The organism is Oerskovia sp. PE-21s (genome assembly GCF_056158145.1).
The window spans coordinates 496638-515894 of the sequence record NZ_JBUXJM010000003.1 but is presented as its reverse complement, the minus strand read 5'-3'; the positions used below and the strand labels follow the sequence as shown (position 1 = coordinate 515894).

At 70.9% G+C, this 19257-nt stretch carries 22 protein-coding genes and 3 tRNA genes; 9 read left to right on the top strand and 16 right to left on the bottom strand.

Annotated elements, in window-relative coordinates; all coding sequences use genetic code 11:
* Positions 1–94 precede the first annotated feature (94 nt).
* Both ACZDYF_RS08270 and ACZDYF_RS08265 read right to left on the bottom strand, forming a co-directional pair.
* Positions 95–167, bottom strand: a tRNA-Asn gene (locus tag ACZDYF_RS08270).
* Between the two features lie 54 nt (positions 168–221).
* The gene (locus tag ACZDYF_RS08265; protein ID WP_475055352.1) at positions 222–728 is read right to left on the bottom strand and encodes a hypothetical protein; all 507 of its coding nucleotides are present in this window, start codon (positions 726–728) and stop codon (positions 222–224) included.
* A 63-nt stretch (positions 729–791) separates the two neighbouring features.
* Between ACZDYF_RS08265 and ACZDYF_RS08260 the strand changes: the two genes are divergently transcribed.
* A tRNA-Ile gene (locus ACZDYF_RS08260) sits at positions 792–865 on the top strand.
* A gap of 129 nt (positions 866–994) precedes the next feature.
* On the opposite strand, the gene ACZDYF_RS08255 is transcribed toward ACZDYF_RS08260, so the two are convergent.
* The 6 genes from ACZDYF_RS08255 to ACZDYF_RS08230 all read right to left on the bottom strand — a co-directional run bounded on the left by ACZDYF_RS08255 (position 995) and on the right by ACZDYF_RS08230 (position 3400).
* A complete protein-coding gene (locus ACZDYF_RS08255) occupies positions 995–1216 on the bottom strand; it encodes a hypothetical protein (protein ID WP_475055349.1) in 222 nt (73 codons plus the stop codon).
* Positions 1213–1386 carry a hypothetical protein gene (locus ACZDYF_RS08250; RefSeq protein ID WP_475055347.1) on the bottom strand — a complete coding sequence of 58 codons (174 nt, stop codon included), beginning with the start codon at positions 1384–1386 and terminating at the stop codon, positions 1213–1215. Before ACZDYF_RS08250 ends, ACZDYF_RS08255 begins: the two co-directional genes overlap by 4 nt.
* 179 nt (positions 1387–1565) lie before the next feature.
* Positions 1566–2360: a hypothetical protein gene (locus ACZDYF_RS08245; RefSeq protein ID WP_475055345.1), complete on the bottom strand. Its 795-nt coding sequence runs from the start codon at positions 2358–2360 to the stop codon at positions 1566–1568.
* 223 nt (positions 2361–2583) lie between these two features.
* Complete coding sequence (locus tag ACZDYF_RS08240; RefSeq protein WP_475055341.1) at positions 2584–2739, bottom strand: hypothetical protein; 156 nt, start codon at positions 2737–2739, stop codon at positions 2584–2586.
* A 153-nt stretch (positions 2740–2892) separates the two neighbouring features.
* Entirely contained in the window at positions 2893–3114 is a 222-nt protein-coding gene (locus tag ACZDYF_RS08235) for a hypothetical protein (protein WP_475055339.1), read from the bottom strand.
* Positions 3115–3217: 103 nt separating this feature from the next.
* Positions 3218–3400, bottom strand: a complete 183-nt coding sequence (locus ACZDYF_RS08230) for a hypothetical protein (protein ID WP_475055337.1) — start codon at positions 3398–3400, stop codon at positions 3218–3220.
* Between the two features lie 390 nt (positions 3401–3790).
* Here ACZDYF_RS08230 and ACZDYF_RS08225 point away from each other — a divergent pair, with 390 nt between their 5' ends.
* From ACZDYF_RS08225 to ACZDYF_RS08210, 4 genes are all read left to right on the top strand, one after another.
* A complete protein-coding gene (locus tag ACZDYF_RS08225; protein WP_475055335.1) occupies positions 3791–4141 on the top strand; it encodes a DUF488 domain-containing protein in 351 nt (116 codons plus the stop codon).
* A gap of 159 nt (positions 4142–4300) precedes the next feature.
* Positions 4301–5116, top strand: coding sequence for a DUF1206 domain-containing protein (locus ACZDYF_RS08220; RefSeq protein WP_475055332.1), 816 nt, complete (start codon positions 4301–4303; stop codon positions 5114–5116).
* A 33-nt stretch (positions 5117–5149) separates the two neighbouring features.
* Positions 5150–5635 (top strand): peptide deformylase, encoded by a 486-nt coding sequence (def, locus tag ACZDYF_RS08215; protein WP_475055329.1) that lies wholly within the window; start codon positions 5150–5152, stop codon positions 5633–5635.
* Positions 5636–5924: 289 nt separating this feature from the next.
* Positions 5925–6425: a DUF3145 domain-containing protein gene (locus ACZDYF_RS08210; protein WP_191789011.1), complete on the top strand. Its 501-nt coding sequence runs from the start codon at positions 5925–5927 to the stop codon at positions 6423–6425.
* A gap of 57 nt (positions 6426–6482) precedes the next feature.
* On the opposite strand, the gene ACZDYF_RS08205 is transcribed toward ACZDYF_RS08210, so the two are convergent.
* From ACZDYF_RS08205 to ACZDYF_RS08175, 7 genes are all read right to left on the bottom strand, one after another.
* Positions 6483–7673 (bottom strand): HTTM domain-containing protein, encoded by a 1191-nt coding sequence (locus ACZDYF_RS08205; protein WP_475055326.1) that lies wholly within the window; start codon positions 7671–7673, stop codon positions 6483–6485.
* Positions 7670–8428, bottom strand: coding sequence for a DUF5819 family protein (locus tag ACZDYF_RS08200; protein WP_475055324.1), 759 nt, complete (start codon positions 8426–8428; stop codon positions 7670–7672). Before ACZDYF_RS08200 ends, ACZDYF_RS08205 begins: the two co-directional genes overlap by 4 nt.
* Positions 8429–8644: 216 nt before the next feature.
* Positions 8645–9889: a beta-ketoacyl-[acyl-carrier-protein] synthase family protein gene (locus tag ACZDYF_RS08195; RefSeq protein ID WP_475055322.1), complete on the bottom strand. Its 1245-nt coding sequence runs from the start codon at positions 9887–9889 to the stop codon at positions 8645–8647.
* A 109-nt stretch (positions 9890–9998) separates the two neighbouring features.
* A complete protein-coding gene (locus ACZDYF_RS08190; RefSeq protein WP_030151686.1) occupies positions 9999–10247 on the bottom strand; it encodes an acyl carrier protein in 249 nt (82 codons plus the stop codon).
* A gap of 138 nt (positions 10248–10385) precedes the next feature.
* Positions 10386–11393 carry a beta-ketoacyl-ACP synthase III gene (locus ACZDYF_RS08185; protein WP_475055319.1) on the bottom strand — a complete coding sequence of 336 codons (1008 nt, stop codon included), beginning with the start codon at positions 11391–11393 and terminating at the stop codon, positions 10386–10388.
* Positions 11390–12424, bottom strand: a complete 1035-nt coding sequence (locus ACZDYF_RS08180) for an ACP S-malonyltransferase (protein WP_191789016.1) — start codon at positions 12422–12424, stop codon at positions 11390–11392. The genes ACZDYF_RS08185 and ACZDYF_RS08180 overlap by 4 nt, the downstream gene beginning before the upstream one ends.
* A 140-nt stretch (positions 12425–12564) precedes the next feature.
* Positions 12565–13677: a PucR family transcriptional regulator gene (locus ACZDYF_RS08175; protein WP_191789161.1), complete on the bottom strand. Its 1113-nt coding sequence runs from the start codon at positions 13675–13677 to the stop codon at positions 12565–12567.
* Between the two features lie 155 nt (positions 13678–13832).
* Here ACZDYF_RS08175 and ACZDYF_RS08170 point away from each other — a divergent pair, with 155 nt between their 5' ends.
* Positions 13833–14519, top strand: a complete 687-nt coding sequence (locus tag ACZDYF_RS08170; RefSeq protein ID WP_191789017.1) for a hypothetical protein — start codon at positions 13833–13835, stop codon at positions 14517–14519.
* Positions 14520–14591: 72 nt separating this feature from the next.
* Here ACZDYF_RS08170 and aceE read toward each other — a convergent pair whose 3' ends face one another.
* The gene (gene aceE, locus ACZDYF_RS08165; protein WP_191789018.1) at positions 14592–17354 is read right to left on the bottom strand and encodes a pyruvate dehydrogenase (acetyl-transferring), homodimeric type; all 2763 of its coding nucleotides are present in this window, start codon (positions 17352–17354) and stop codon (positions 14592–14594) included.
* A 518-nt stretch (positions 17355–17872) separates the two neighbouring features.
* On the opposite strand from aceE, the gene ACZDYF_RS08160 reads away from it, so the two are divergent.
* The 3 genes from ACZDYF_RS08160 to ACZDYF_RS08150 all read left to right on the top strand — a co-directional run bounded on the left by ACZDYF_RS08160 (position 17873) and on the right by ACZDYF_RS08150 (position 18997).
* On the top strand, positions 17873–18286 hold the full coding sequence (locus tag ACZDYF_RS08160) for a DUF3052 domain-containing protein (RefSeq protein WP_030151692.1): 414 nt from the start codon (positions 17873–17875) through the stop codon (positions 18284–18286).
* The gene (locus ACZDYF_RS08155) at positions 18276–18752 is read left to right on the top strand and encodes a peroxiredoxin (RefSeq protein WP_307824302.1); all 477 of its coding nucleotides are present in this window, start codon (positions 18276–18278) and stop codon (positions 18750–18752) included. The genes ACZDYF_RS08160 and ACZDYF_RS08155 overlap by 11 nt, the downstream gene beginning before the upstream one ends.
* A 171-nt stretch (positions 18753–18923) precedes the next feature.
* Positions 18924–18997 (top strand) — tRNA-Val (locus ACZDYF_RS08150).
* The last annotated feature ends 260 nt before the right edge of the window (positions 18998–19257 follow it).

The window sequence follows — 19257 nt, the reverse complement described above, 5'->3', positions numbered from 1 at the left end:
GTGGTCGGCCGGGCGCCGGATCGCGGTCCCTCGTCAGGGGAGATGCAGAAGGCCCCTGGTCTGCGTTTTCGCAGACCAGGGGCCTGGTGTCCTGCTCCCGCGGTAGGACTTGAACCTACGACCGTCCGATTAACAGTCGGATGCTCTGCCAGCTGAGCTACGCGGGACCGCTCACCCACCGATCTTCACCGGTTGGGCGACCGGAGAAAACTCTATCAGCATCAGAGGGGTAGTCCGGACATCGATCGGACCCGGTCCTCCGCGGCGTCGATCACAGCCCGCGTCCGGGCATCTTCCAGGTCCACGCCTGCCTCGGCGACGACCTGGGAGAAGAGCGAGCCGTCGCTGTCACGGCGAACGGCGACCTTGGCGGAGCGCCCGCCGCCGAGCGTCACGACCTCCGCGAGGACCACCGACGACTGCACCCGTTCCCGGACCGTCTGGGCCAGCGCGGTGCGCTTGACGTCGGCGAGGTGCAGGACCAGGGGAGCGGCGCCGTCGACCCACTCGACCGTGATCGACGCGGTGGCCGGGTCGTATCCCGCCTTGTCCACGTCGCACCACGGGCGTGAGGTCGCGGCATCCCCGGTCGTGGCCAGGACGGTGCGGGTCGCGACCGCCCACGACCCGCCGACGAGCTGCGCGGAAGCGAGCACCGCGTCCTTCGGGGCGAGGCGCAGGGACCTGCGGGCGTCGTCGGGCAGGGAGCTACGGGCGAACAGAGCCATGCCAGACACGGTACTGCCCGCGCGCCCGTCCAGCGCTCGCCTGCCGGTACGCTTGTCCGCCGAGGGGCAGTAGCTCAGTCGGTCAGAGCATCGGACTCATAATCCGCCGGTCGTGGGTTCAAGCCCCACCTGCCCTACGGTGCAAACACTGGGAATCTTCGGGGTTGGCTACACCTTTGATGTAGCCACAACTGTAGCCAACTCCGAATCCTCCCACTCTCGGCCCATGTGACGCGGCATCCGGCTCGGGTGAGGCGCCCCCAGGGTCAGGTCGAGGGTCGCTGGCCACGGGGGAGCGGGCCTGTTGACGGGAACGGCTCTCCGTCGTTGTGCGCCGCCTCAAGGCGGCACACCTCGTCGGCCAGGAGTCGCTCGACCAGCTTGGAGAGGTTGCCGACGTCGGCCGCGGTGCCGGAGAGTCCGGCGACCGCGGCCCGTGCGCGGGCCACGACGTCCTGGTCGAGGTACAGGCCGGTGTTCTTCCTCATCGCTTGGCCGCCCGGCGCTTGGTGGCGGCCAGGGCGAGGTCTGTGCCGACCGCGAGAACGGCGGCGATCGCGAGCAGGACCCATCCCCAGGTCGGGACGTTCCATCCGCCCCAGACGTCGAGGGCGACGATCGCTGCGAGCACGAGCAGGGTGGCGTTGGTGGCGCGCATGCTGTTCTCCTTCCTATGCTGGGAGGGCCCCGGGTCGGAGGCGCTTACTTCGCTTCCGACCCGGGGTTTCTCACTCCTCCGTGTCCCGCATCTCCCGGTGGCGTCGACCTCCCGGACGGGTGGCGCGCCCCTCTGGGGCCGGAACGCACGTGCCTGCACACCGACCTCCCGGTTGGGTTCTAGTTGCGGCGCAATGGTGCTCGGCGGAGTCGCTCCGGGATGCCGAGGTGGTCGGCATCCTCGGTCGTCGAGCGGAGGCGCCGCGGCGGCAGTGCGTGGGCGAGGATCGCCTCAGCCTCGGCGATGCCGGCGTCCTGCAGTGCGGCGGCTAGCGCGCGCACGAGGGGCGCTTGGCGCGACGGGCGCTTGGTTGAGAAGACCCACAGGTCGAACCCTGGCGCTGTTCTGAGGTCCACCGGCAGGCGCTGTGCCCACGCGTGGCGCGCGACGGTCGGTGAGACCGCCATGAACGTGATCGGGCGCCGGGACCACAGGACCGTCCGTGACGCGCCGCTGACTCCGCGGTCGGTGAGCAGCAGCCCAACCGTGCGCTGGTTGCCCACCCCGGCGGAAATCGTCCTCGGGTCGAAGCCTGACCACGGGATCACCGTGGGGTGCAGGAACGGGGCGAAGGAACCGACGACGATCCCGCCGTCCAGCACAAGCAACTTCTCCGAGCCGAGGAACCACACGATGGCGCCCACGACGAGCGCGAGGGCCACGAGGAGGACCAGGGCGGCTCCCGGGTCGCCGTCGCGAAAGCTCGCCGCAGGAGCCAGCAGCAAGATCGCGACCGCGACGACCCACGCCGGGCCGTTCGGCGTCGCGGCCTCCACGTGCCGCAGGCGTCCGAGCCGTGCCGCGTCCGCCCAGTGGCGGACCTTGCGCGTCGCACGATCACCCGTCCTGTTGAAAGCACCGGTTGGTGGGTGGGGCAGGACGTGGGCTGCGTGTTCGGGGTGCTGCTGGGTCACTGGGCCTCCGACGATGTCTGCGACGTCGGGCGGTCCGGCGCCGGTCGCGAACCTCACGACGAGGGCGCGCGCCCGATGGTATCGAGGTGGAAGCGACCGCTCTCAGCTGGTCCAGGAGTCGATGGCGAGGAGTAGGGCCCCCAGAAGATGAGCCCGCTGCTGGCCGAGGGCAGCCCGGGGAACGACGAACGGCCCCGCCCTCCCGAAGGAGAGCGGGGCTTCGTCAGTTGAAGCAGTGGCCGGCCTCGTCGAGGCCGGTTGCATCCTGGGTGCGTGCCTTGCTCGGGATGCTCGCAGAGGCGTTGGCGGTCATCTGCACGTCGACCACGCTCTCACAGGCAGGGCAGTATCGGACCTCGGTCCAGTTGCGACTCGGCATCGAGTTCTCGTTCCTGCTTCAATCGGATCCTCGACGCGACCTTCCGCACGTCCACCCGATGATGACGTGAGCGTACCGCCGGACGCGTGACCTAGTCCCATGACGACGAACGGCCCCGCCCTCCGAAGAGGGCGGGGCTTCGTCATGCTCGGGTCAGGTGCCAGGGGACGGCTCGGGGTGTGCCCACTTCCACCAGTTTCGCGCGTAGATCGCGGCGTAGGCGAGTGCAGAGATGATGAAGCCGTACTGGCCGGTGGCGAGCGCGTAGACGATCCAGAGGGCCTGCGCGGCGACACCCTCCGCCAGGCTCCTTGGCGCGACCTTCGCGAACGGTGACGAGCGCCGGGCGTCTGCCGGCGCTCGTCGGGTTCGCACGAAGCGAACGACGGGCTCAGGTGACGTCGTGACCGGCCTCGTGGACCCCCACGGGCTCGTCGGTGGCGTCCACACCACGGTCTAGACCTTCTTGCGCGGTCACCTAGCTGCTCCACATGTCGATGACGACGAGCAGCGCCCCCCAGAAGATGAGGCCACCCCCCAGGGCCATGCCGGTCCCGTGAGCGCCGGTGCTCAGCTCGCTCCTGCGCCGCCGCACACCGGTCGCCACCCGCGCGACCAGCAAGATCCCGAGCGTGGCCAGGATGAGACCGACACCGGTCACCACCACGACGACACCAGCCGGTGCCGTTTCGTGCGCAACGTAGATGCGAACATGCCCTCGCCCCCTGAGGTCAATCGCCATCCTGCACGTTCTCGATGTCTACCACGGCCAGGAGCCCTGTGCCGATAGGAGCGCTCCCACGTTTGCTGGCCCTCCAGTTCGACGGACTTCCGGGTGGCCCGGCTGGATACCACCGTCTGTCGTCGCGCGGACGTCCGCCGAGGAGTGCGAGCGGCTGAGGGAACGTGTGGCGGCTCTGCGAGCAGTCGGCGGGTCGGCCCGTCGACGGTCCGCGGACGACAGCCCGAGCCGCACGCTCGCCGGACGTGGCCGCGCCGCGGGACTGGTCTTGCCCGTGCGTGACGTCGCTGCTCGGCGTTCCATGGGGACATGGCCCTCCAGATCCGCCGCGTCTACGCGGACCCCGCGCCCGACGACGGCTACCGCGTCCTGGTCGACCGGCTCTGGCCGCGGGGGCTGAGCAAGGAACGTGCCCAGGTGGACCGGTGGCTCAAGGAGGTCGCGCCGTCGGGCCAGCTGCGCACCTGGTTCCACCACGACCGTGCACTGTTCACCGAGTTCGCCGCGCGCTATCGCGCCGAGCTCGACCAGAACCCCGCAGTCGGTGAGCTGCGGGAGATCGTCGCCGTGCACCCGGTGGTGACGCTGCTCTACGGTGCGAAGGACGAGCAGGACAACCAGGCGGTGGTGCTGTGCGACTACCTGGGCACGGCGAGGTGACGTGGCGTCCGGTCCTCGCTAGCAGGCACTGGGGCCGGTATCGGTGGCCGCGCGCGAGGGACCCGATATCTCCCGGAAGGTCGGATCGTCCCGTTCGGCGAGCGAGACGCGACGGAGCGTGTCAGGATGCCACCTCCGTCGACTCGAAGGAGAAGCACCGTGCCCACCGGTACCAACCGCACCACGTCAGGGACCGCCCAGCAGCTCCAGCAGAGCAAGGGCTTGCGGGTCCTGGCACGCACCGGGTATGCCGTCAGCGGTCTGCTGCACATCATGATCGGGATCATCGCCATCCGGATCGCCACCGGGTCCGGCGGCGGCCAGGCGAGCGAGACCGGCGCCCTCCAGGAGATCGCCGGGACGACCGGCGGTGAGTTCGTCCTCTGGTTCGCGGTCGTCGCCTTCGTCGCGCTGGGCCTCTGGCAGATCCTCGAGGTGATCGCCGGCACGAGCGGGAGCGTGAAGGACCGCAAGGCCTACCGGGCCAAGTCGGCGGGCAAGGCTGTCGTCTACCTCGCGCTCGCCGTGCTGACGTTCAAGGTCGTGAGCGGCTCGGGCAGCGGCGGGCAGCAGGACAGCCTCACCGCCTCGCTCCTCGCGAACGGCGCGGGCCGGGTCCTCGTCGGTGCGGTCGGGGTCGGCATCGTCGTCGCCGGCGCCTATCACGTGGTCAAGGGGTGGAAGAAGCGCTTCCTCCAGGATCTCGAGGGCAATGCCGGCGGCCAGGTCGGCCATGCCGTCGTCGTCCTCGGCAAGGTCGGCTACATCGCCAAGGGCATCGCCCTCGGCGTGCTCGGAGCTCTCGTGGTGGCCGCCGCCGTGACGGCCGACCCGGCCAAGGCGAGCGGCCTCGACGCGGCCCTGCGGACCATCGGCGAGCAGCCCTTCGGTGCCTTCCTGCTGGCCGCGACCGGCATCGGTTTCGCGGCCTACGGCGTGTACTCGTTCGCGCGTGCCCGGTACGCACGGATGTGAGACGGGCCGGGGCGACATGGAACAATGGCGCCCATGGCGATGAGAGAGATCCGTGTGATCCCGGACCCCGTGCTCCGCACACCGTGCGACGAGATCACCACCATCGACGACCGGGTGCGCTCGCTCGTCGCGGACTTGGTCGAGACCGTCGACTACGAGGGCCGGGCCGGGCTCGCCGCCAACCAGATCGGCGTCAACCTGCGCGCCTTCTCCTGGAACATCGAGGACGAGATCGGCTACGTCCTCAACCCGAAGATCGTCGAGCTCTCGGACGAGGTCCAGGACGGTGACGAGGGCTGCCTGTCGGTCCCCGGGCTCTGGTACCCGACCCGACGCGCCTGGTACGCGCGAGTCGTGGGCATGGACCTCGACGGCAAGGAGATCACGGTCGAAGGGACCGAGCTCATGGCTCGCTGCCTGCAGCACGAGACGGATCACCTGGACGGCATGCTCTACCTCGACCGCCTGGACCGCGCGGTCCGCAAGAAGGCCATGCGGGAGATGCGCGCCCAGCTCTGAGTCACGCCACGTTCCCCCCCGTCCCCGTCCCGGAGTCGGCTGACGAGGGGGGAACGTGGCGTCCTCCCACAGGCGCACGGCTGAGTCGGAACGTGTCCGCATAGGGGCACAAAGCCGTCGGGGAGCGCTACCGCAGCGGGGTGAGATCTGCCATGGGGAGTCCTCCCCTCGCGATCCGGTCGACTCTCAGGCAAGATATGGCTCGTATACCGCTGGTTGATCAGGCATGATGATCCACCCCTGGTGAGGACGTTGGGGAAGACGAAACCTCGACCTAGGGAGGAACGACATGACTGGTGCCATCACACGCGGTGTTCTTTTCGTGCACTCGGCGCCCCGGGCGCTGAGCCCGCACCTGGAGTGGGCTGCCGGGAACGTCCTGGGCGTGCGCGTCACGCTGGACTGGACCGAGCAGCCTGCCGCGCGCGACCTCTACCGCGCGGAGCTCGCCTGGCAGGGCGTGCAGGGCACGGGAGCGCGCCTCGCCTCGGCGCTTCGCGGGTGGTCCCACCTGCGCTACGAGGTCACCGAGGACGCGAGCCACGGCTCCGACGGCGCCCGCTGGTCCCACACCCCTGACCTCGGGATCTTCCACGCCGTGACCGACGTGCACGGCAACGTCATGATCCCCGAGGACCGGGTGCGTGCGGCGCTCGAGGTCTCGCACGACAACCGCGCCATGCGCGACGCCCTCCACCTGGCCCTCGGCAAGGCGTGGGACGACGAGCTCGAGCCCTTCCGCCACGCGGGCGAGGACTCGAACGTGCGCTGGCTCCACCGCGTGGGCTGACCCGCACCTCTTCCAGAGGACCTCGCGGCCTCACGGTCGCTCGATGCCTGCCGGCAACTAGGAGCCGGCAGGCATCGCCGTCTGCGGGGGAGCCGCCTGCGGGTGCGGAGCCGGTACCCCGTCCGGTCCGTCCGTCGCGCCGGAGGGCGGGCCTGGGGCGGCGGCGACCGGTCGGAGGTCGTCGACGTCGGCCGCGGGTCCGGGAGCCTCGGTCGGCGTCGCGGGGCGCCGCCGCACACGGTCCCACCCGCGGCGCAGCACGGGTGCCAGACGGCGCTCGACGGCCTGGTAGGTCACGTCCCGGATGAAGATGGCATCGATGGCGATCATGGTCATCGAGAAGTACATGAGGCCCATGAGCACGCCGATCCCCAGGTGCATGCCCGTGATCGCGACGAGCGCGAGGATGCGCGTCGAGCGACGAAGCAGCAGGAACGGGAAGAAGAGCTGCACGAACACCGCGCTGTAGCTGAGGATCGCGACGAGCACGCCCGAGCGCCCCATGACCTCGGTCACGGCGGGCCAGGTCGAGAACTCGTCGAGCTGGAACACGTAGTAGATCGCGGTGCCGTGCTGCCACATGCCGCCCTGGATCTTGTACATGGCAGAGGCCACGTAGACCACGAAGATCTGGAACGCGATGAGCACCACGGCCCCGTTGTGCAGCAGCGTCGCGAGCCATGCCCAGGACGCGGACCGCGAAGGCTTGCCGGCTTCTGCGGCCGCGCGCCGCCGTCGGGCGTCCAAGGACCAGCGGCCTGACGTGTCGACGAAGACCATGTACAGCAGCACCATGCGCATGAGCTGGATGCCGCCGTCGCCGATGTACGCGTTGGTCCGGAACAGCGCGATGTACAGCACCAGCAGCACCGGGATGACGATGCGCGAGCGCCACCCCAGCACCAGCAGCACCGAGAGCGCGATCAGGGCCAGGTACTGCAGGTCGAACGCCCAGGGCGGCGCCGAGCCGTTGAAGAACGTGTCGAGCCAGGACGGGAACTCGTCGACCTCGACGCGCCCCTGCGCGAACGTGCGCCCGGCACCCCAGGCCAGGCTGCGGTCGCCCCAGTTGGCCGCGAGCTGCACCGCGATGATCAGGCCGAAGCCGATGCGCAGCACCGCCACGCCGTAGGAGGCCTTGCGGGAGTCGAGCATCCAGGACTCGCCGGCCGCCCAGGTGCTGCGCGCCCAGCCGGTCGCGCTCGTCCACAGGCCGGTCGTGCCCGTGGCGCCGGTGTCGCTGCTCATGAGACCCACCCTCCGAAGACGCCGCTGAACCCGGCCCGGGCCTCGGGGGTGACCGGCGACGGGTCACGCCAGCCCAGCCTGGTGAACTGCTCCTCCGGGCGCTGGATGCCCGGCGTGAGCCGTTGCTCGAACGGCACGACGCCCTGCGTGGACGTGCTCATCTGGATCGCGACGAGCTCCGTGTCCGCCCACAGGTCCATGGCCGCGAGCGTGCCGAACTCGTAGAGCGAGTCCTCCGAGAGCAGGTAGTCGTCCATGCTGCTCACGCTCATGCCCGTACCCAGGAGGGCCTTGGCGAGGTCCTGGCGACCGCTGTCGCCGTCGGCCGAGACGTGGTCCCCGTGGACCACGGCCTGCTGCTGGCCCTCCAAGGTGCTGTAGGACGTCGTGTAGAAGCGGTTCATGCTGACCGGGATGCGCCACGTCCGCGTCGGCAGGATCTGGTGCCGGACCTGCTCGTTGAAGACGTCCCCGAGGTTCGCCCACTCGGAGACGGTCTCGACACCTGCCTCGTCCTTCGTCGTCGCGCGCACCCACACGCGCAGGTCCACCGACTGGGGGTCCGGCGCGAAGATCTGCCAGTTCTGCGCGAACAACGGGTACATGTGCTTGGACGTGACGGGGGAGGCCGTGTCGTTGATCGCGGACGTGGGCGCGGCCCAGAGGAAGGTCGAGAACATGTGGAACGCGACCAGCGCGGCCACGACGACCAGGGCGGCGCGTTGTGCGACCGTGCGGGAACCCGCGGAGCTCACCGTGTACCTCCACATCGAGGACGGCCCGAACGACCGCGTTCGAGGAATGATAACCGGTGCTAACGATCCCACGGAATCCCCGCTCGGCCGCGTGAACGCCCGACCGACGGGAGACGTGCGACGCGAGCACGACGACGCCCGGCGGTGGGAGGACCACCAGGTCCTCTCCGCCGCCGGGCGTCGTCGTGTCCCCGGGCGCTCACGCCCAGGAGGGGATCAGGCGTTCGTCACCACCAGGGCCACGTTGTGCCCGCCGAACCCGAACGAGTTGTTGATCGCGGCGATGTCGCCCGCAGGGAGCTCGGCCGGGACGTCGCGCACCAGGGGGACCTGGAGCTCGGGGTCCGGCTGTGCGACGTTGATCGTCGGCGGAGCCAGGCGCTCGTGCACCGCCTTGACCGTGAAGATGGTCTCGAGCGCGCCCGCGCCACCCAGCAGGTGACCGGTCATGGACTTGGTCGCCGAGAGCAGGACGTGGTCCGCGTCGTCGCCCAGCACGGTCCGGATGGACCGGGTCTCGGTGAGGTCGCCGACCTTGGTCGAGGTCGCGTGGGCGTTGACGTGCACGACGTCGCGCGCCTCGACCTTCGCCTCGGCCAGAGCACGGGTCATCGCCGCGACCTGGCCGCGGCCCTCGGGGTCCGGGGAGGTGATGTGGTAGGCGTCGGCCGAGAGGCCCACGCCGCCGATGCGGGCGTAGACGCGAGCGCCGCGCGCCGCGGCGTGCTCGGCGCTCTCCAGCACGACGATGCCCGCGCCCTCGCCGATGACGAAGCCGTCACGGTCGACGTCGTAGGGGCGCGAGGCACCCTGCGGGTCGTCATTGCGCAGCGAGAGCGTGCGCGAGGCCGCGAACGCAGCGATCGGCATGGGGTGGATCGTGGCCTCCGTACCACCGGCCACCACGACGTCCGCGCGACCCGCGCGGATCATGTCGACGCCGTAGCCGATGGCCTCGGCACCCGACGCACAGGCCGAGACGAGCGCGTGCGCACCGGCACGGGCACCGAACTCGAGCGAGACGTACGCGGCAGGGGAGTTCGGCATGAGCATGGGCACCGTCATGGGCAGCATGCGCCGTGCGCCGCGCTCCTTGAGGGTGTCCCAGCCGTCGAGCGTCGTCCAGATACCGCCGATGCCCGAGGACACGACGGCTCCCAGGCGGTCGCCGTCGACGTCGGGGCTGCCCGCGTCGGCCCAGGCCTCGCGCGCGGCGATCATCGCGTACTGCGTCGAGGGGTCCATGCGCTTGATCTCGGGACGCGGGAGGACGTCCTCCGGCTTGACCTTGATCTGGGCCGCGAACGTCACCGGGATCTCGTAGCGCTCGGCCCAGTCGTTCTCGAGCGAGCGGGCGCCGGACTGCCCGGTGAGGGCGGCGGCCCACGTGGAGGCCACGTCCCCACCGAGCGGCGTGGTGGCGCCGAGGCCGGTGACGACGACGTCGCGGAGGGAGGTCATGGCAGCTCCAGGTGTCTGAGGGGGAAGGGAAGGGGGCGGGCAGGCCGGCGGTTCGTCGACCGCCGGCCCGCACCGGCCAGGTCCACGGGACCTGGCGCAGATCGGAAGATCAGGCCTGCGCGCCCGTGATGAAGGACACGGCGTCGCCGACGGTCGCGAGGTTCTTGACCTCTTCGTCGGGGATGCGGACGCCGAACTTGTCCTCGGCGTGCGTGACGATCGTCATCATCGACAGCGAGTCGATGTCGAGGTCGTCCGTGAAGGACTTCTCGGCGAGGACGGCGTCCGTGGGGAGGCCGGTCTCTTCGCTGACGATCTCCGCGAGACCAGCGAGGACTTCCTGCTCGGTGTAAGCCATGGGGTTTCTCCTTGTGATGGGTGCCGGGGCCGTCCGGCACCGGGAACTTGCTGTGGAACGGTGGAAAGGTCGTACGTCGCCCGCCCCTGGTCGGACCGCGGGGAACGCGGCCGGGGGGACGGACAGGATGATTCTCCCCTACGGGAGGACGATCACCTGCGCCGCGTAGACCAGGCCCGCGCCGAACCCGATCTGCAGCGCGAGGTCTCCCGACCTCGCGAGGCCCTCGGCGAGCAGGCGCTCGGTCGCGAGCGGGATCGAGGCGGCCGAGGTGTTGCCCGTCTCCGCGATGTCGCGTGCGACCGCGACCGACTCGGGCAGGCCGAGCTGCTTGATCATCTGGTCGATGATCCGCATGTTCGCCTGGTGCGGGATGAACGCCTGGACGTCCTGCGCGGTCACGCCTGCGGCGGCGAGCGCCTTCTCGGCGATCGGTGCCATCTGGAACGCCGCCCACCTGAAGACGGTCTGCCCGTCCTGGCGCAGGGTCGGCCAGCCCAGCTCGGGGTGCTCCCGCAGGTCCGACCAGGCGTGCGTCTGGCGGATCGCGGGAGCCTTGCCGCCGTCCGAGCCCCAGATCGTCGGGCCGATGCCGGGAGTGTCCGACGGTCCGACGACCGCGGCGCCCGCACCGTCGCCCAGCAGGAACGAGATGGTCCGGTCCGTCGGGTCGACGAAGTCGCTCATCTTCTCCGCCCCCACCACGAGGACGTGCTGCGCGGCGCCCGAGCGCACCAGGGCGTCGGCCTGCGCGATCCCGTAGGCGTAGCCCGCGCACGCGGCCGAGACGTCGAACGCGGCCGCGGGGGTCGCACCGATCCGGTCCGCGAGCACCGCCGCGGCGGCGGGGGTCTGGTGGAAGTAGGTCGTGGTCGCGAACAGGACCGCGTCGATGTCGGCCCCCGTCAGGCCCGCGGCGGCGATCGCCTTGAGCGCCGCGGCCTCCGCCAGGTCGACCACGTCGACCCCGGCGCCCGCGCGGCGGCGCGTGACGATGCCGGTCCGCTGGCGGATCCACTCGTCGGACGAGTCGATCGGTCCGGCGAGGTCGTCGTTCGTCACGACGTTCTCGCCGCGGACCCCGCCGACGCCGAGGACGCGCGAGTACTCGGCGCCCGCCGCCTGACGGATGGTCAGCGCGCTCACGCGGTGGTCTCCGCGGCGGCGGCGCCGTCCGCAGCACCCTCGGGTCCAGCGGCCGACGAGGTGCCCGCGGCGTCGCTGTGACGCGCGATCAGGTCGCGGGCCTTGTCGATGTCCGCGGTCGACTTGACCGCGACCGTCTCGACGCCGGGGAGCGTGCGACGCGCGAGGCCCGTGAGGACCCCGCCCGGGGCGAGCTCGAGGATCGCGGTCACGCCCAGCGAGGCGAGCGTCTCCTGGCACAGGTCCCAACGGACCGGGGCCGCGATCTGAGCGGTGAGGCGCGAGAGCACGTCCTCCTTGACCCCGAACAGGCCACCGGACTCCGCACCCGAGATGCTCGCGTACGCGGCGCCGTCGGCGTTGGAGAGGAACGGCAGGCGCGGGTCCGTGGCGTCCCACCCGGCCGCGACCGGGGCGAACGCGTCGAGCGCGGGCTGCATGAACGGGGTGTGGAAAGCACCCGCGACCTGGAGCGGGATGACGCGCGCCTTGGCCGGCGGGTTCGCGCCCAGGGTCGCGATGCCCTCGAGCGAGCCCGCGGCGACGACCTGGCCGCCTCCGTTGACGTTCGCGGGCCACAGGCCTGCGGCCTCGATCGCTGCGAGGACCTCCTCGGCGTCGCCGCCCACGACGGCGGCCATGCCGGTCGGGGTCGCGGCGGCGGCCTCGGCCATGAAGCGTGCGCGCTGGGTCACGAGGCCCACCGCGGCGGCGTCCTCGAAGACCCCGGCGACGGCAGCGGCGGCGAACTCGCCGACCGAGTGACCCGCGGTCACGTCGACGACCTCGCACGTGTCGCGGCCGTCGAGGATCGCGCGCAGCGCGACCAGCGAGGCGGACACGATGAGCGGCTGGGCCACTGCGGTGTCACGGATCGTGTCGGCGTCCGACTCGGTGCCGTGGGCACGCAGGTCGAGGCCGGACGCGGCGGAGAACGCGTCGAGCTGCGCGGGGACCCCGGGCAGCTCGAGCCAGGGGGCGAGCATTCCGGGGGACTGGGAGCCCTGTCCAGGGCACAAGACGGCTAGCACCCGTCAACTGTGTCAACCCGGTCACCCGGCGTGACGTCACGACGCGCACCAACCTTGTCCGGGCCGTTTGTGTCGAACCTACAAGAGGCGCGGGATGGCGTGGTCCACGCCGGGCTGTCGGACCAGGTGCCCCACGGCTCTCAACGACCCGAGGGCCCCGACGAGAGCTGGCCGAGCGCGAGCGCGACCTGCAGCACGAACGACTCGCGCGCGTCGAGCGGGTCCCAGCCCGTGATCTCGGCTACCTTGCGCAGGCGGTAGCGGACCGTGTTGGGGTGCACGTACAGGCTGCGCGAGGCCGCCTCGAGGGACCGGCCCGTGCCGAGGTAGGCCGACAAGGTCTCGAGGATCGCACCCGTGCTCTCCAGGAGCGGGCGGTACGCCTGGACCACGAGGGTGCGTCGGGCCGTGGTGTCGCCCGTCAGGACGCGCTCGGGCAGCAGGTCGTCGGCGAGGACCGGGCGCGGGGCCTGGGGCCACGCGGGGGCCGCGGCCAGGCCCGCGAGCGCGGCCTGGGCCGAACGGGCGGCGTCGTCGAGCGAGGGGACCGTGGGACCGATCACGACCGGTCCCGGCCCGAAGCGGGGCAGCAGCGACGCGGCCGCGGCCTGCAGGTCGCCCGGCCCGCCGAGGACCAGGACGAGGCGGTCGCCGTGGATGCCCACGAGCGCGTCGCCGGCAGCGCGCCGGGTCGCGCGGCGCAGCTCGGCCGTGCGCAGGTCGTCGAGCGCCGACGTCGCGGTGCCCACCATGACCAGCGTGGATCCCTGGCCGCCCCAGCCGAGGGCCGAGACGCGCGAGCGTAGCGAGTCGTCGCCGTCGCCGCGGATGAGCGCGTCCACGATGAGGGCCTCGAGGCGGGCGTCCCACGCGCCGCGGACCTCGGCCGCACGCGCGTAGACCTCAGCGGCCGAGAACGCGACCTCGCGCGAGTAGCGCAGGACGGCCTCGCGCAGGTCGCGCTCGCCACCGGGGATCGCGAGGCGGTCGGAGTACGCCTCGACGACCTCGACGACGATCCGCACGAGCTGGAGGGTGTGCTGGAGCGAGATGGACCGGGTCAGCTCGGAGGGGGCCGCGGCGAAGATCTCGCTGACGCCGTGCGGCGGGGAGGCCGGGTTCGCGTACCAGGTCACGAACGCCGTGATGCCGGACTGCGCGACCAGCCCGACGTACGAGCGGTCCTCCGCGGGCAGGGCCCGGTACCAGGGAAGGTCCTCGTCGAGTCGCCGCAGGGCGGCGGCGGCGAGCATGCCGCTACCGTCCCGAAGTCGCTGCAGGTTGTCGGTGTTCCCCGTGATCGGCACGCCCCGAGCATACGGCGTGGTTGTGGGGAGTCCACAAAACCTGGACCCGCGCTGTGTGACCTTCCGGGGGCGAGGCGCACCGGAGCCGCTAGTGTCGATCCATGGCCTTGATGCCCCGACTCCGACAGCTCATGCGACGCCCGTCCTCGGCGTCGAAGGTGGGCGCGCGCCGTCCGACCAGCGCCGAACGCCGCGGCGACACGGTGCACGAGGACGCCCTGCGCGCGATGCTCGTCGACGACCCCAACGACGAGCGGGCCTTCCAGGCCCTCGCCGAGATCGTCCGACGCCGTGCGGCCGAGTCGCACGTCTCGGCCGACCCGCTCGCCGCCCCGGCCGACGAGAGCGAGAAGCAGCGCGCCGCCGACCTCGCGGTCTGGGCGCTCGCGGAGGAGCTCGCGGGCCACCCGCGCGGGTGGTACCCGCTCGTCGAGCTGGGGCGGCTCTCGCTCGAGGACGACCAGGAGGCTGCGCTGCGCCGCTTCGCGACGGCCGCCGAGCGTGACCCGTCGGGTCTGGCGCTCGCCGAGAGCATGGAGATCCTGCGCGAGGCGGGTCTGCCGGTCGAGGCGCTGGGGCTCGGGGTGGGTCACTGGCGGGCCAAGGAGCACACGCCGGCTGCGGGCCGCCAGCTCGTCCTGGCGGCGATCGAGGCCGACCGCATCTTCGAGGCCAAGCACCACCTGGCGTCGCTCGCGATGCACCCGGACGCGGCGCTCGTCGCGCCGCTCCAGTCCGAGCTCACGCTCGCGATCGCGCAGGCAGAGCAGCACCGCTCGGGCACGTAGCCCACGAACGCCGACGGCGCCGCCCACCTCGTGAGGTGAGCGGCGCCGTCGGGCACTACGGGCGGGGGACGATCAGGAGTCGCCGCCCGCGTTGCCGGACGTGCCGGCCGTGACGTCCATCAGACGGTACTTCTCGATCGCCTGGGCCGAGGCCTCCGCGGGGACCTTGCCCTGCTTCGCGAGCTGCTGGAGCACACGGACCACGACCGAGGGGCCGTCGATCTTGAAGTGGCGGCGGGCAGCGGCACGCGTGTCGGAGAAGCCGAAGCCGTCCGCACCGAGCACCGCGTAGTCGCCCGGGATCCACTGGCGGACCTGGTCGGGGACGAGGTGGTCGTAGTCGCTCGTCGCGACGAACGGACCCTCGACGCCCTGGAGCTTGGCCGTCAGGTACGGCACGCGCGGCGTCGCGGCCGGGTTGAGGAACGCGTCCTGCTCGGCGGCCAGGCCGTCGCGGCGCAGCTCGTTCCAGCTCGTGACGCTCCAGACGTCCGCGGAGACGCCCCAGTCCTTCTCAAGGAGCTCCTGCGCCTCCAGCGCCCACGGCACGCCCACGCCCGAGGCGAGGATCTGCGCCTTGGGGCCCGAGGCCTCGGACACCTTGATGCGGTGGATGCCGCGCAGGATGCCCTCGACGTCGACGTCCTCCGGCTCGACCGGCTGCTGCATGGGCTCGTTGTAGACCGTCAGGTAGTACATGACGTTCTGGTCGCGCCCGTCCTCGCCGTGACCGTCCTTGCCCGGCCCGTACATGCGCTCGATGCCGTCGCGCACGATGTGGCGGATCTCGTAGCCGTAGATCGGGTCGTACTGGACGATCGCCGAGTTGGTGCCCGCGAGCAGCGGCGAGTGACCGTCCGCGTGCTGCAGGCCCTCACCGGTGAGCGTCGTGCGCCCGGCCGTCGCGCCGATGATGAAACCGCGGGTGAGCTGGTCGCCCGCGGCCCAGAACTGGTCGCCCGTGCGCTGGAACCCGAACATCGAGTAGAAGATGTAGAACGGGATCATCACCTCGCCCTGCGTGGCGTACGAGGTGCCGACCGACTGGAACGCGGCCGCGGAACCGGCCTCGTTGATGCCGGTGTGCATGATCTGCCCGGCCTCGGACTCCTTGTAGCTCAGCATGAGCTCGCGGTCCACGGCGAGGTAGTTCTGGCCCTGCGTGTTGAAGATCTTCGCGGACGGGAAGATCGAGTCCAGACCGAAGGTCCGGGCCTCGTCCGGGATGATCGGCACGATGCGCTTGCCGATCTCCTTGTCCTTGATGAGGTCCTTGAGCAGACGGACGAACGCCATGGTGGAGGCGATCTCCTGGTTGCCCGAGCCCTTCTTGAGGATCTCGTACGTCTTGTCGCCCGGCAGCGTGACCGGGGCCGGCGCCGCACGACGCTCGGGCACGTACCCGCCGAGCTGGCGGCGACGCTCCTGCATGTACTGGATCTCCGGCGCGTCGGCACCCGGGTGGTAGTACGGGGGCTCGTACGGGTTGGCGTCGAGCTCCTCGTCCGTGATCGGGATGCGCAGCGAGTCGCGCAGCGTCTTGAGGTCCGCCAGGCCGACCTTCTTCATCTGGTGCGTCGAGTTGCGCCCGGCGAAGCCCGAGCCCAGACCGTAGCCCTTGACCGTGTGCGCCAGGATGACCGTCGGCTGGCCCGTGTGGGCCGTGGCCGCCGCGTACGCCGCGTAGAGCTTGCGGTAGTCGTGGCCGCCGCGCTTGAGGGCCCAGATGTCGTCGTCCGACATGTTCTCGACGAGCTGCTTGGTGCGCGGGTCGCGCCCGAAGAAGTGCTCGCGGATGAACGCGCCGCTCTCCGCACGGTAGGTCTGGTAGTCGCCGTCGGGCGTGACGTTCATCAGGTTGACGAGCGCACGGTCCTTGTCGGCGTTGAGCAGGGTGTCCCACTCACGGCCCCAGATGACCTTGATGACGTTCCAGCCGGCGCCGCGGAACTGCGCCTCGAGCTCCTGGATGATCTTGCCGTTGCCGCGGACCGGGCCGTCGAGGCGCTGCAGGTTGCAGTTGACCACGAAGTTCAGGTTGTCCAGGCCCTGCTGCGCGGCGAGCTGCAGCATGCCGCGGCTCTCCGGCTCGTCCATCTCGCCGTCACCGAGGAAGGCCCAGACGTTCTGCTGGCTCGTGTCCTTGATGCCGCGGTTGTGCAGGTAGCGGTTGGTCCACGCCTGGTAGATGGCCGAGGCCGGGCCGAGACCCATGGAGACCGTGGGGAACTCCCAGAAGTCCGGCATGAGGCGCGGGTGCGGGTAGGACGGCAGGCCGCCGCCCGCGTGCGACTTCTCCTGGCGGAACCCGTCGAGCTGGTCCGCCGAGAGGCGGCCCTCGAGGAACGCGCGGGCGTAGACGCCGGGGCTCGCGTGACCCTGGAAGTAGACCTGGTCACCGCCGCCCGGGTGGTCCTTGCCGCGGAAGAAGTGGTTCAGGCCCACCTCGTACAGCGTCGCGACGGACGCGTAGGACGAGATGTGCCCGCCGACCCCGATCCCGGGGCGCTGCGCGCGCGTGACCATGACGGCCGCGTTCCACCGGTTCCAGCTGCGGTAGCGGCGCTCCATGGCCTCGTCGCCGGGGAAGTACGGCTCTTCGTGCACACCGATGGTGTTGACGTAAGGGGTGTTCACCGACGTCGGGATCGCCACGTTGCGCTCGCGTGCTCGCTTGAGCATGTTGAGCAGGACGTAGCGGGCGCGGGGGCCGCCACGGTCGTCGATCAGTCCGTCCAGGGACTCGACCCACTCGCTCGTCTCAGCGGGGTCGATGTCCGGTACTTGGCTGAGCAGACCGTTGATCAGCGGTCCGGTCTCGTCAAACGAAGCCACCAGCAACCTCATATCTTGTTCGGAGCGGTATTCGGATTGAATCACGGCGCGGTACACCGTGCCCGCTCACCTCCAGCCACTCCTGCGCGGCGGTAGCAGTCGCTGGTGGCGACTGTGCCTCCACACTCTCGGGTGGTCGAACCATTCTGTTACCCCGCGGCCTGGAAGTCACACCACAAGGGGGTCAAGAGAGCGTGATCTCCACGACACAAGAGTGTGTGCGTCCGGTGCGCAGAGCGTGGAGGAGCGGTTCTGGCGTGGGTCCTCGTCCGTCCGCCGGGCGCCACCGTGGTCTCGACGCGGCCCGACGGCGGCACGTCCGTCGCGCGCTCGGCGAACCTCCCGTGGCGCGCCGACGTTGTGCCGAGTGCCGAACACCGCAACACTGGTGCAACTGCACGGTGAAGAGGCCCGAGCGACGCACCCGCCTCTGCTGAGGCACGCGGGAGTGGTGTGGGCTACCTTTGCCAAGCAGGTCACAGATCATCGAGCAGTACGAAGAAGGGAAAGAGACACAAGTGGGAGCGACGCCGGACCCCCAGGGTGCAGGACGCCTGGGGTTCCTCTCTGGCCATGTGGTGCAGGAGTTCGGTTGGGGTGAGGACGTCGACGACGACCTCCGCGCCGAGATCGAGGAGCTCGTCGGCTCCGAGCTGGTGGACGAGGACTACGGAGACGTCACCGACGGTGTCGTGGTCTGGTGGCGCGAGGACGACGGCGACCTGACCGACATGCTCGTCGACGTCCAGACGGTCCTCGACGACGGCGGTCTCATCTGGATCTTCACGCCCAAGGCGGGCCGCGACGGCCACGTGGGCCACAACGACCTCCAGGAGGCCGCGACCACGGCCGGCCTGCACGCCACGAGCACCTTCGCGATCGCACCGGACTGGTCCGCGACCAAGCTCGGCACGCGTGGCCGTGGCCGCTGAGGCCCCCGAGCTGACGGTCCGGCCGGGCGACCTCGCCCCCGACTTCACGCTCACCGACACGCACGGCACCCCGGTCCACCTCGCGGACCTGCGCGGTCGGCCCGTCCTGCTCGTGTTCGTGCCGTTCGCCTTCTCGGGCACGTGCACGAGCGAGCTGTGCGAGCTCCGCGACAACATCGCGGACTTCGAGACCGCGGGCGTCTCGCTCTACGCGATCTCGTGCGACCCCGTCTTCTCGCTCAAGGCCTGGGCCGCGCAGGAGGGGTACACGTTCGACCTCCTCTCGGACTTCTGGCCGCACGGCGAGGTCGCCCGCCAGTACGGGGTGTTCGACGCCGAGCGCGGCCTCGCGATCCGCGGCAGCTTCCTGATCGACGCAGAAGGCGTCGTGCGGTGGTCCGTCGTGAACCCTCGCGGGCAGCGCCGGGACCTCGCGGGGTACCGGGCGGCGCTCGCGGAGCTCTGACCCGCCCCCTCTCGACGGGCGTGCCGTGGCCTCGTGCCGTGGTACGCCCGTCGGTTGTTCCTGGCCGGGTCCACCCGTGGCAGCCGTACGCCGTCGGGCACGGGATGCCCGATGTGCGGCGGATGTGCGAGGCAGGGCCGGTGACCCGGTAGGCTGTGCACCGCTGTTCTGGGGCCTGTAGCTCAGTTGGTTAGAGCGCCACGCTTACACCGTGGATGTCGGGGGTTCGAGTCCCTCCGGGCCCACCCCAGCTCTCGCTCGGCGAGGGCGTGCGAGGTCGAGCGAACGCCAGGCTCCCTCGCCCCCTGCCCGCCGCACCGCCTGCGTCCTGTCGACCACGGGTCGGAGGCAGCCAGCACCACGCCGGACCCGGCCACCGGGGCCGCGCGGCGCCGTCGGGCGGGGAGGGGGCCGGCCGCGGCGGGCGTCCCCGACCGATTCACCCGGCCGCTCTCCACTGGCAGCATCGACGCCTGTCGGTGGCTTCTCCTACTGTGACCGACGA